The 13,241-nt window shown below is 48.8% G+C and carries 8 protein-coding genes; 4 read left to right on the top strand and 4 right to left on the bottom strand.

Annotated features, from left to right (window positions below; genetic code table 11):
* Positions 1–94: 94 nt before the first annotated feature.
* Complete coding sequence (locus KDD36_02535; protein ID MCB0395502.1) at positions 95–919, bottom strand: hypothetical protein; 825 nt, start codon at positions 917–919, stop codon at positions 95–97.
* 82 nt (positions 920–1,001) lie between these two features.
* On the bottom strand, positions 1,002–1,580 hold the full coding sequence (pdxH, locus tag KDD36_02530; GenBank protein ID MCB0395501.1) for a pyridoxamine 5'-phosphate oxidase: 579 nt from the start codon (positions 1,578–1,580) through the stop codon (positions 1,002–1,004).
* A 317-nt stretch (positions 1,581–1,897) separates the two neighbouring features.
* On the opposite strand from pdxH, the gene KDD36_02525 reads away from it, so the two are divergent.
* The gene (locus KDD36_02525) at positions 1,898–2,632 is read left to right on the top strand and encodes a hypothetical protein (protein ID MCB0395500.1); all 735 of its coding nucleotides are present in this window, start codon (positions 1,898–1,900) and stop codon (positions 2,630–2,632) included.
* 26 nt (positions 2,633–2,658) lie between these two features.
* Here KDD36_02525 and KDD36_02520 read toward each other — a convergent pair whose 3' ends face one another.
* The gene (locus KDD36_02520) at positions 2,659–4,383 is read right to left on the bottom strand and encodes a DEAD/DEAH box helicase (GenBank protein ID MCB0395499.1); all 1,725 of its coding nucleotides are present in this window, start codon (positions 4,381–4,383) and stop codon (positions 2,659–2,661) included.
* A 141-nt stretch (positions 4,384–4,524) separates the two neighbouring features.
* Positions 4,525–5,229: a hypothetical protein gene (locus KDD36_02515; GenBank protein ID MCB0395498.1), complete on the bottom strand. Its 705-nt coding sequence runs from the start codon at positions 5,227–5,229 to the stop codon at positions 4,525–4,527.
* Between the two features lie 832 nt (positions 5,230–6,061).
* Here KDD36_02515 and KDD36_02510 point away from each other — a divergent pair.
* The 3 genes from KDD36_02510 to KDD36_02500 all read left to right on the top strand — a co-directional run bounded on the left by KDD36_02510 (position 6,062) and on the right by KDD36_02500 (position 12,888).
* Positions 6,062–8,629 carry an adenosylcobalamin-dependent ribonucleoside-diphosphate reductase gene (locus KDD36_02510; GenBank protein MCB0395497.1) on the top strand — a complete coding sequence of 856 codons (2,568 nt, stop codon included), beginning with the start codon at positions 6,062–6,064 and terminating at the stop codon, positions 8,627–8,629.
* A gap of 163 nt (positions 8,630–8,792) precedes the next feature.
* On the top strand, positions 8,793–10,556 hold the full coding sequence (locus KDD36_02505) for a S8 family serine peptidase (protein MCB0395496.1): 1,764 nt from the start codon (positions 8,793–8,795) through the stop codon (positions 10,554–10,556).
* A 1,099-nt stretch (positions 10,557–11,655) separates the two neighbouring features.
* Complete coding sequence (locus KDD36_02500; GenBank protein ID MCB0395495.1) at positions 11,656–12,888, top strand: transposase; 1,233 nt, start codon at positions 11,656–11,658, stop codon at positions 12,886–12,888.
* Positions 12,889–13,241: the final 353 nt, after the last annotated feature.

Genomic DNA, 13,241 nt, shown 5'->3' with positions numbered 1-13,241 from the left:
AATGTTAGAAAAATTATAACTCATAAAAAAAGGCCCGATGAACAATATCAGGCCTTTTTTAGTATCCGGATCGCCGGATCCATGCGTCATTACACTATTTCAGGGTCACGTTGTAAGTCTTACCGCGAAACACAACGGTGGCTTGATTGTCACAATTTCCGTTGCCATAATCTCCGGTGATGGGGTCCTTGCCATCAGGGGTCAGTTCGAAGCTTCCGCTGGTAATCCACCGGCAGCTCAGTTCCACCCTCAAAGGGGTCTTGACCGCTGCATTGTACCCGTTTCCATTTGCACCCGTTCCACTGGCTGTTCCGGTGATCAGGTAAACATCATCCAACCAATTGATCAGGGTTGATTCACCTTCCACCCATTCTCTGACACGATCAGATTTCCACGTGGCTGACTTCCCGTCGGGAGCAGTAACCGTTCCATCAACCGTGATGTTATAGTAAAGGTGGTTGCTGGAATTGTAGCCCATGTTGGTTACAGATTTTAATCCTTCGATTTTATAGTCATTCACATAATAATCTTCAGGAGTGATGCTATGGGTAGATCCGGGATCCCGGTACATGCCGTTATAACTGACCCTGATCTTTCCACGACGGTTGCGGCCATCGTTGCACAGACAGTTCACGGTGCCGAAATCGACCACCAATGAACGTGGTGTGGTGGTGGTGTCATGGGTGATCGTGGCGCATTTACCCATGATTGACTGATCAAGTCCGTCTTTATAGCTGGTGAGATTGCCATCGGCAGCCTGATCAGAGATGCTTTCTATATCGCTGAAGCTGCGTTCGGCCAACGCATTGTCATTGGCTGCAGAATAGTCATTGTCCCGCTCTTTTTTACAGGAGACAAAAGCCATACCTAATGCCGCTGCCATCAACAACAGTGATTTTCCGGAGGTCAGAGGTTTCATAATGTACATTTTGATTATAGATTTCTTACCCGCACAAAAAGGCAAAGACTATGCCAGAATCAGGAAACGATGAACCGGTTCCTTAAGGAGAAAGACGTTTTATCTCCCATGCATCACCCTTCCACTGATAATCAAAACGGTTGTGCAGGCGAAATTGTTGGTCCTCCCAGAATTCATATCGATCAGGAATGATCCTGAAACCACCCCAGTAGTCCGGACGCTCCACCGGTTTGTTGAGAAACTGTGCGGCACTTTTTGCCACCGAACGCAGCAACTGAATCCTTGAACTGATCGGCCGGCTTTGCTTGGATGCCCATGCACCCAACTGGCTCTGCCGGGGACGGGTGGCGAAATAAGCGTCCGATTCTTCAGCGCTGACTTTTTCCACCTGGCCTTCCACCCTCACCTGCCGACCTAGTTCCTTCCAGTAAAACAACAGAAAGGCTTGAGGGTTCTCCTCCAGCTCATGGCCTTTTCGGCTTTCATAGTTTGTAAAAAAGACAAAGCCCTTTTCATCAAAACTTTTTAAAAGCACCATTCGAGCCGAAGGGCGGCCGGATTTGCTTGCAGTGGCGAGGCAAACAGCCTCCGGCATGTTCTTCACTTCCTGTTCCGCCTTCGCATACCATTGTCCGAATAATTCCAATGGATTGGGTTCCATGTTTCTTCTTTTTTACAAAGGTATAAAGTTTGATCCCAGATTATGCATTAGGAAGCGCCTTTCGCGCTGAACTATATATGTATTAGCTGGGGCTATCCCGCATTAGAAAATCAAGAATTTATTCCGAAGCAAACAATCGGTATCCTATGATTTTCTTATGCGTCATGCAATAGTTTTTTTCTATTGCATGATTCGGGTTGATCTGCGGGAATCGTCATGATCAACATCCGCTTCCTTTTTCTTGTTGTTTTGCCGGGAAATTCGCTAATTTCATGGCATGAAAACGCATTTGACCGTTTCACGATAGACAAATCACAGTGGTAACCATTTCAAAAGAAGCCCGGATCAAAGACCTGATTGAGCAGCATGCCTATCTCAAGGATGTACTCAGCAGATTTAATATTGACCAGGGACTGTTCGGACTCACCATTGTAGATGCTTGCAACGTGGTTGGTTTGAACGCGGATTTCCTGCTTACCCTGCTGGGTGCATATGAGAACCCGGATGCTTTTCCTGAACAGGAATTAAAGAAGTTTCCGGTGACCACGATGCTGGACTTTCTCCAAAAAACCCATCAGTACTACCGGTACCGCAGACTTCCCGAAGCGGAAAAATATATTTTTGACCTGATCCGCGAATTGATGGCACCTCATGCCATGCTGGATGAGATCAACCGGGAGTTCACCGAAGTGAAAGAAGAAATACTGGAACACATTGCTTTGGAAGAGGCATCCTTGTTTCCGTATATACTTTATCTATACAACATCGGGTACAATGAATACAACCTGGTGGAATTATATGAGCTGATGGAAAAAAATGCCATCAGCAAATTCACCACCGAACATGACGATATCGAAAGGCAACTGGAGTTGGTTCTGGACAAGCTGGAATCATGTGACGACCGGATTCAACAATTGCCTTCATTCGACAAGACCGTGCGGCATCTGCATGGACTGATCAAGGACCTCACCATTCACAAATGGGTGGAAGACCGGGTACTTACGCCCGCCGCGATTGAGATCGAAAAGAAGATCCGAAAAGAGATTTATTAAGGTTCGCGTGGAACGTTAACCCCTGGCTATTTTCTTCCCCGTTTCTTCTTTCCTTTATGACTCTGATCCTTCCTCCATCCGTCATCATCTCCCGATGGCCATTCTTCAACCACCACTTTCAATCCTTTGTATTTAACGTTTCCGAAGGACTTCAGTAGTTTTTTCTCATAGGCCTGATCCAACTCGAATACCGTGAAATTCTTTTGGATCTCAATGCGACCGATCTCGATGTTACGGGCAGCCAGTTGCTGGTTGATCATCTGGAAAAGAATGCTTGGCTTGAAGCGGTGTTTGACACCCAGGTTGATGACAAACTTCCCGAAAGTATAACCCTTACCATCTTTCTCTCCCCTTGTTCTTTTTCCGTCGCCGCGTTCTCCGCGTTCGCCTCGTTCGCCACGATCATTGCGATCGCCACGGCCGGATACGGTACTCAGATCCCTGGCATCTTTATAATAGGAAAGAAAGCGATTGAACTCCACGGATACAAACCGGGTGATCAGGTCTTCCTTACTCATCCATTCCAGCTTTTTGTAGATCACCGGCAGGAAGTCGCCGATCTGTTCTTCGTGCACTTCGATGGTCTCCATGCGATTGATGAGGTGAAACAGCTGCCTCTCACAAATCTCTTTTCCGGTTGGCACCTTCATCTGCTCGATGGGGCGGCCGAGCACTTTCTCAAGGTATGCGATCCTTTTCTTCTCTGACACATGAACAATGGCCAGCGATACACCGGTTTTATCACCCCTGCCTGTTCTTCCGCTTCGATGAACATACGCGGCATCATCGTCGGGTAAATTATAATGGATCACATGACTAAGATCATTCACATCCAGGCCCCGTGCAGCCACATCTGTGGCAATCAGCATCCTGATCTGCTTATTCCGGAAACGTCCCATCACGAAATCGCGTTGCCCCTGGCTCAGATCACCATGCAGGGCATCTACCGCATATCCTTCTGCCGACATCTTATCGGCGATCTCCTTGGTCTCTCTTCGTGTGCGGCAAAACACGATGGCGTAGATATTGGGATTCATATCCGCAATCCTTTTCAGCGCCAGGAAGCGGTCCCTTCCACTAACCAGAAAATAACCATGCTTTACGCTCCCGGTGCTGATGTGGGCATGCGCCACACTGAGCTCCTTCGCATCCTTCATATAGGATTTTGCCAGGCGTTTCACACCGGCCGGCATGGTGGCGGAGAACAACAGTGACTGCGCATCCGTGGGCACCGCCTCCATGATGGCATCAAGCTCTTCCTTGAAGCCCATGGATAGCATTTCATCCGCCTCATCAAGAACAAGCCACCGGATGTTTTCCAGTTTCAGGACCTTTCTATTCAGCAAATCAAGGGTACGTCCGGGGGTACCTACTACGACATGACTTCCTTTTTTCAAGGCCCGTACCTGGGTTTCCATGCTGGCGCCACCATACACCGGAGTCACATATAACCCTTTGGTGTGCTTGGAAAAACTTTCGAGGTCACGGGCGATCTGAATGCAAAGTTCCCGGGTGGGGCAAAGAATGATGGCTTGTGCATTCTTGCTTTGCAGGTCGAGCTGCTGAAGGATAGGGAGTCCGAAGCCAGCGGTTTTTCCGGTACCGGTTTGTGCGGTTGCGATCAGGTCTTCCCTGGTATTCAGCAAATGCGGGATGGTCAGTTGTTGGATGGGGGTTGGCTGTTGAAAGCCCAGATCAGCGATAGACCGGAGTATACCGGCATCCAGACCCATGTCTTCAAACGGGATCATAGCAAGCGGACTTTTGTTTTACGGCCAGGTGATCAACCGTGCGCCACCCTGGCTGCCCGCGTAGAATAACCCTTCTTCGTTCAAAAGCAGTGCAAAGGAACGGAATATTTATCAATAAAGAATAAGGTGTATGCAATGAAATTACCGGCGTTTCGCCCTCCAGCCGGAGTTTCTGATCCTGGAGCGGGTATTTTTGATGACTGATTCCGATTCCCGAGGAATCTTATCGGCAGGCAGTGTGGAAAAACGGAACCCTTCATAAACGGCAATGGCATAAAAGAAGAAGTCCATGGGTTCAAGGGAGTCCTGATACATATCAAACAGAAAGGTCACATCGATCATATCGATGATATCCAGCACACTCATACCACTGCCTGCACTTAAAAATCCGGCCACGCAAAGCAGGTTTCCGATAAAACAACCGACCAGAGAATAGATGGCTCCAAGTATTGCGAACTTGGATTCCACTCCCTTGCCGGCCCAACGTATGGTAAAGCCTACCACCGCACCAATGGCCACGGCTACATAACCGATCATCATATTTGTAACGATGGTGATGACGGCCCATAACACAGCGGCAACGATGGATGCAATCGCACCAAACAGGACCGCCCGTGCGAAGTCCTGTTCTCGGAGCATGGCTTCGTAGGTCTTCTTTTCCGGAAGAACACTTTCATGCTGGTCGGATGGTGTGATCACCACTTCAGGATCCGCTTCAAAGTCCGGGCAGTATTTTTCAAACGCAGCTTTCTGTCCGGTCAGGCTGCACAGCAAACCTTCCTTCATATCCAGCTGACGTTTTGTACAACGCTTGCAGAACTCAAGTTGTTCTTGTCGTGATATCATGTTCCCGGCAGATAATATATCATCCGCGAAGAGGTGTACGGCATTATACGGGGGAGGGTTATCATAATGTGCTGATGCGGTGATGTGCTAATGCGTTGATGATGTGATGACCTGCTAGCCGATGCTTAGGCCACTGGGATACAGGAATTGACCTGATGAATGTGAATTATTTAGCAGTGGGGGTACTCTAAAAAAGGAGAGCTGGTTAGAACAGTAATTCTATACATGGAAGCCGTAGTTAATGACATCATGTTTAGGGCATCCTCGCAATTTTTGCTTCACCGTACCATTATATCAACACATTAGCACATCACCGCATCAGCACATCATCACATCACCTTTTGAATACGTAACAAAAAATAAGTAACTGTGAATTTCGTGTTAATAAAACAGCCGTGCCAAAACCGTTAAAAAAAATTAGCGGACAACATTTTTCGCAGCGGGTAAGGGATAGCGTGTCAACTTTATTTTTTCACAGACATTTTGTTTATAAAAATGAAGAGATGCATGGAAAACATAAGGGGGTATTTTTGATTTTTGTAAAGTCGAAATTATCCGAGGAGAATTCCGGGATATTGATGTGAATCCCGGAGCGCCCGTCGCCGAACATACCGGTCTTTGTTAAAATGAGATTAATTACTTGATTTTTACCAAAATTGAGGGTGGGAAACTTTCCTCTTTTTTGTTCACCCAACAATACGAATTACTGATGCCCATAACCGATAAAAACAAACCTGCGATGTCCGAAATCAAAGAGCAAAACCAGACCCTGACCCTCGACCTCAATCTTGATGAAAAGGCCACCGCGCAACCCGTGAGTCCGACTGTTGAAATGAACACTACACCCACACCGAAGAAGGCCCTGGAAGGTCCGTTCCCCTTCGAAGAAGTGCTTCAGCAATCCATCGCTTACTTCCGGGGAGACGAGCTGGCAGCCAACGTATGGATCAATAAATATGCCCTGAAGGATTCCGAAGGCAATATCTTTGAACGCACACCCGATGACATGCACCGGAGAATGGCTTCCGAGATTGCGCGCATTGAAGCCAAATACCCGAAGCCTTTCAAGGAAGAAGAGATTTTCGATGTCCTGAAAGACTTCAAATACATTATCCCGCAAGGTGGTCCGATGACAGGCATCGGTAACGACTTTCAGATCGCATCCCTTTCCAACTGCTTCGTGATCGGACATGACAGCAATGCGGATTCTTACGGTGGCATCATGAAGATTGATCAGGAACAGGTACAGTTAATGAAACGCCGCGGCGGGGTAGGACATGACCTGTCGCACATTCGTCCCAAAGGAAGTCCTGTGATGAACAGCGCCCTCTCCTCTACCGGCATCGTACCATTCATGGAACGCTATTCCAACTCTACCCGGGAAGTTGCGCAAGACGGCAGAAGGGGCGCCCTGATGCTGAGCATCTCCATCCAGCATCCCGATGCTGAGAAGTTCATCGATGCGAAACTGGACGGCACCAAGGTCACCGGCGCCAATGTTTCCGTTAGAATGGATGATGCCTTTATGAAAGCGGCCACCACCGGCACCACGTATACACAACAATATCCTATCCAATCGGCCAACCCTGTTTACAAGCAGGAGATCGATGCTTCAGCACTCTGGAAAAAGATCATTCACAACGCATGGAAGTCCGCCGAACCCGGCATCCTGTTCTGGGATACCATCATCAAAGAATCCGTGCCCGACTGCTATGCAGACCTCGGCTTCAGAACCGTTTCCACCAATCCTTGCGGTGAGATCCCATTGTGCCCTTACGACAGCTGCCGGCTGCTCGCGGTGAACCTCTACAGCTATGTAAAGAACCCATTCACTCCGGAAGCCGCCTTTGACTTTCCGTTGTTCCGCAAGCATGTGCGGATGGCCCAGCGCATGATGGATGACATCATCGATCTGGAACTCGAAAAGATCGATGCCATCATCGAGAAGATTGCAAAAGATCCGGAGGATGAAGAGATCAAACGCGTTGAAAGTAATCTATGGAAGAAGATCAGGGAAAAATGTCTGCAAGGTCGTCGTACCGGTGTAGGCATCACAGCGGAAGGTGATATGCTGGCCGCTCTGAATATCCTCTACGGATCGGATGACTCCATCAAGTTCTCTGAAAGAATCCACAAGACCATTGCACTGGAAGCTTACCGCTCATCCGTAGACATGGCCAAAGACCGCGGATCCTTCCCGATCTATGATCCTGTCCGGGAAGAAAAGAATCCGTTCATCGGCCGCATCAAACACGCCGACCCCGCCCTTTATGACGACATGGTGAAATACGGACGCCGCAATATCTCCCTGCTGACGATCGCCCCTACCGGTACCACCAGCCTCATGTCCCAAACCACCTCAGGCATCGAGCCTGTGTTCATGGAGTCTTACAAAAGACGCCGCAAAGTAAATCCGAACGACAAGAATGTAAGGGTTGACTTTGTGGATGAAGTGGGAGATGCCTGGGAAGAATACCACGTTTTTCATCATCACTTCATCACCTGGTTCAAAGCCAATGGCTATACCGAAGATCAGGTCAAGAAGATGTCCGACGAGGAACTGGAAGAACTGAAGAAACAATCGCCTTATTACAAAGCCACTGCCAATGATGTAGACTGGGTCGCCAAGGTGAAACTCCAGGGCGCCGTGCAAAAATGGGTGGACCATTCCATCAGCGTTACCGTGAACGTACCGAAGGATGTGAATGAAGAACTCGTGGCCAACATCTACCGCACCGGCTGGGAAAGCGGTTGCAAAGGCATCACTGTTTACCGCGACGGTTCCCGCTCAGGCGTCCTGGTGAATGACGATAAAAAGAAAGACAAGAAGGATGAACCCGGTCTGGTCAGCGAATCCAAGGCACCGAAAAGACCTAAAACCCTGGAAGCTGCCGTTGTGAGGTTCCAGAACAACAACGAAAAATGGATGGCCGTGGTGGGTTTGCTTAACAACAAGCCTTACGAGATCTTCACCGGCCGCATCGAGGATGTATTCACCCTGCCTGCCTGGGTAGACAAAGGCTGGGTGATCAAGAGCCGCACGGAAGACGGAACATCCCGGTACGACTTCCAGTACCAGGACAAGGAAGGCTACAAAGTGACCTTCGAAGGACTATCACGTTCCTTCAACCAGGAATACTGGAACTATGCCAAGCTGATCTCCGGCGTACTCCGCCACGGCATGCCATTGCCATTCGTGGTGCACATGGTGTCCGGCCTTAACATGAATGATGAATATCTGAACACATGGAAGAACGGTGTGGTACGGGCGCTGAAGAAATTCATTCCCGACGGCACCGCTCCCGTGGATAACGAATGCCCCGACTGCGGACAAGGCACCCTGGTTTATGAAGAAGGCTGCCTGAACTGCAAAAGCTGCGGACATACCAAGTGCGCATAATCTGGTCAAACCCTAACCTTAAAAAAGGCTGTCATACATATGACGGCCTTTTTTATTTTCTTCATTCTGATCGTCGCTTTGCGATTGTGCATAGGTTTTTCTAATTTTATCTACTTCCCCCTAACGCATACAGAGACATAGTTTCAACCATATTTTCAATCGCATGTCCACACACAGACACTGGTTTGCCGTACTGATCGCAAGCGCCCTTATTTCTTCCACCGTCATTGCCCGGAATGCTTCCACCGAATGGATGCTGAAAGTTGACTCCAAACTCATGGCCAAAGCTTCAGCCGGCGGAGAGGTGGAATTCTTCGTAGTGATGAAGCAGCAGGCCGATGTCAGCGATGCCTATCACTTCAAGACAAAGGAAGAAAAAGGAACCTATGTCTTCAATAAACTGCAGGACCTCGCGGCACATACACAGCCCCCATTATGGAACAAACTACAGGAATTGAATGCACCGTACAGTTCCTATTTCATCATCAATGGCATCTGGGTCAAAGGGGATGTGAGTGTTATACAGGCCTTGGCGGAATTCTCCGAGGTCTCCCGGATATTCACGAACGCCCGCTTTGAAATGCTGAAGCCGGTGAATGAAGCACAACCCGCATCCACCGGTACTGAATCCATGGAAGCCATTGAGTGGAGCCTTACCCTGACCAAAGCAGACCAGGTATGGGATTTGGGCCACACCGGGCAGGGCGCTGTGGTTGGCGGACAGGACACAGGCTATGAATGGGATCACCCGGCCATCCTCGCTCAATACCGGGGGTGGAACGGGAATGCCGCAAATCATAACTACAACTGGCATGATGCCGTCCACACAGGGAACGGCGGCGATTGCGGCCTGAACTCCACTGAACCCTGCGATGACCATAACCACGGCACCCATACCATGGGCACCATGGTGGGGGATGACGGTAACACCAACCAGATCGGGATGGCGCCGGGAGCAACCTGGATCGGCTGCCGCAATATGGATGTTGGTGCCGGAACTTTCGCAAGCTATGCCGAATGTTTCCAGTGGTTCATTGCACCCACCGACTTAAATGATGCCAACCCCATGCCTTCAAAAGCACCACATGTCATCAACAACTCCTGGGGCTGTCCGCCATCGGAGGGATGTGACTCCAGCAATTTTTCCGCCATGGCCACGATAATCGGCAATGTCCGCGCTGCGGGGATCGTTGTGGTCGCCTCTGCGGGAAACAGCGGTTCCGCCTGCAACACCGTTCAGGATCCTCCTGCCATGTTCGACGAAAGTTTTTCCGTGGGTTCCACCACCAACCTGGATGAAATCTCAGGCTTCAGCAGCCGGGGCAATGTCACCGTGGATGGCAGCAATCTCATGAAACCCGATATTTCCGCCCCGGGCTCATCGATCCGTTCCTGCATCAGGGGTGGAAGCTACAGCACTTTCAGCGGCACCAGTATGGCGGGACCACACGTGGCCGGTTTGGTTGCCCTGATCATCTCCGCCAATCCCGCACTGGCCGGACAGGTAGACAGCATCGAGAACATCATCAAGTCGACCGCCGTTCAGCTCACCACGACAGAGAACTGTGGCGGTGTCTCCGGCAGCCAGATCCCCAACAACACCTTTGGTTGGGGACGCATTGATGCACTCGCTGCCGTCAATAAGGTTATCACAGATGTGCACCAGACGGAAGGGAATGAAACCACACGGGCCCACATCTACCCCAACCCGATGGTTGACCACGCCACCTTATTTATTCAGGGCAACAACCAAACCATCCGTGAGGTGAACATCTTCACCCTGAATGGCCAAAAGATCCGAACGCTGCTTCCCCAACCCGGAGCCATCATTCCGCTCAACGGACTGGAACTGGCATCAGGCACCTACTTTGTGGAGGCCGTGGCTGAAAACGGCGTCGTATTTCACGAGAAACTGATTGTGAGGTAGGGGTCTGAATTTACGAAGCCGGGATAAGGCGTAGTCGAAAAAGCTGAGACCGGATGGGATTGTTTTGAAGGGAAGTGGTATTTGTGAATGCTATTGCTCGGGAGATTATTGAGAAAAAAACATGGTGATATACCCTCTTCTTCCGTTGCTGTTTAACATGTTTTCCGGCATTGGCGGTTTTAATATACCGACCAAACAATATCCTATATCACACTTTCAGGATAACGACTCTGTCCAGATAAACTTTAACTGTCATACAGATACAGTTACTTTTTCCCCGAGTAAATTACAGCCTGTTTATAAAACACAAATAAAGCAATGGTGTGGAATCCGGATCATCTATGATGAGGATGTAAGCGGGGTGAACATATTTTGTGAATCAACCTTAAACCCCATTGTACTCGAATTACATACTCGTTACAAACTTCGTTCAGTTAAAGATGGGACTAAACATATTATGTCGTATTCATATAATAACAAGCATTCGGGAGAAGATACACTAACTGTTACTGCTGATTATAATGGGACTAGGAGGGTAATTGCAACGAAAACCTTCACTGTTGTTGGGGAGAACAAATAAGATTTCAGGCATTGATCGTTTAAACTACTTCAAAGGCGACCCCGGATGTTCGGGGTCGCTTCTTTTTTGTTTTCATAAATCAAAGCGCGAAGCTTCCTTCTTGACGGATGCAAAAGTGCGTAGGCCTGAACGAACGGCGGGCGTGGGGAGGCGTGAATGCAGGAATGCGTAAAAACAAACAAAAGGGGCTTGCCTTTGGGTGTTAACACCCACTACTTTTGTATTGTTTTAGCATTCTTGCAGAGCGGGAGGATAGCATCGTTCGTTCTTGATTCTTTTGTTTCTTTTCTCATCAAGGAGAAAAGAAAGTAAGAAGAAAAAAAGCGACGAAGCAGGTACACTTGCAATATAGCCGTGATTGCAGTGGAAAGCCCGGACAGCAGCCGGACCATAAGGCTGGATGATAAAAAGAAACTGCTGTACTTTAAACCTCAATTCCGCAAGTGCTGTTAATAAAAACGCGGAAAACTTGTAAAGACAGGTTGTTCCGCGTTTTGTGTCTTTCACCATATTGGTGATGTGACAAGACAATCAAATATCTTCGTTTACGGTGGATTGCGCAAGGCATGGGATAGAATTTCTTCCAAAAAGTTATCCACCATTTTCACCGCAGTTGTGGGAGAACGCGCCGGTAATGCCTGCTACAGTCATTATGAAGTGTTTGGTTCATTGCTGGGGATGACCCTGGGCGGGGGCAGTTGCCTGGAGGACCTTCAGTATCTGCGCAGGACGCACAAAGATGCCTTACCCATGCGCATATGCAGTCCGGATACGGCAGCATATGCATTGAAGGAACTGGCCGTAGAAGATCATCTTGTACTCTCAGAGCGGTCCTGTCATCTGTTTAATCGCAACAATAAACTGAACCGGTTGCTGATATCCACCGCCAAAAATCTGGGCATGATCAAGAAGGTGATTGATCTGGATGTGGACGGCAAGGTGTTTGAGTGCGGGAAGAAAGATGCAAAGGGTACCTATACCGGAACAGTAGGCTACCAACCCATGATGGCCTTCAGTGGCAGGATACCCTTGTACATTGAAGGGCGCAATGGCAACACCAATGCATCCTTCTGCATGCATTTGATGCTCAGAGATTGCTTTACAAAACTCCGGGAAGAGAACATTCAGGTGGACCGCTTACGGATCGATGCAGCTGGTTGCCAGTATAAGGTGATCAAAGAAGTGAAAAACAATTGTCGCTCTTTTTTCATCCGGTGCAGCGATGTGCTGCATCATCTGCAAGGCCAGGAGCTTCATTGGGAGAAGGTCACTATCGGGCAAAGAGAGATAGAAGTGGCCCAAGGGCAATGGAAACATCCCGGTTATAAAAAACCCTTCCGCCTGGTGGTTGAACGCAATCAGGATATCAGAGAGCAGACCAACATCTTCACCGGGGAAAGCTATATCTACCGGGGCATCATCACCAATCATACCGCCATGACCCCGCAGCAAGTCATCCAATACTACAACGGCAGGGGCGCAGCCGAACGAAACTTTGATTTTCTGGGCAACGACTTTAACCTGAATCATCTTCCCTTCTCATCCATGAAAATGAACATGGTGTATATGGCAGCTATGGCCTGGTGTGCCATCGTCTTTGAGTATCTGAAAACCACCCTGAGAAAAAGGTTCGGCAAAAATGTGATCAAATGGAGACTCAAACAATTCATCTACCGATACGTGATCCATCCCTTCCGTCTCACAAAGCATGCGCGGAAAATCACCGTGCAGTTCGCCCCGGGATATACCTGAACAAATCATAACCATCCAACCCGACGGTAACAAACCCCGGGAAAGGGATAACTACGCCCGGACCTGAAAAACAGTCCCGAAACAGTACGGAATTGCATTACCCTAGCACTACAGGTAAGCTAAAAATCAAAAAATATTCAGAGTCGTCACCCCATTCTTTGACCTGACTCACCAAAGGTTGTTATATTGAGGGAACTTGCGGAATTGAGGATAAAAGCGAGCCTGCCTTCGCCAAGGCTACGGCAGGCAATGGAGGACTTGCAACGTAAAGCGCGAAGGTCGTTTGAGAAAGCGATAAACGCTTCGCTACAAAACACAAAAACACCCACCAATACTACCTTACCGGTGCGTTA

Source organism: Flavobacteriales bacterium (assembly GCA_020435415.1).
Taxonomy (GTDB): domain Bacteria; phylum Bacteroidota; class Bacteroidia; order JACJYZ01; family JACJYZ01; genus JACJYZ01.
Note: the sequence above shows the minus strand (reverse complement) of the source record. Positions and strands in the feature narration are given on the sequence as shown.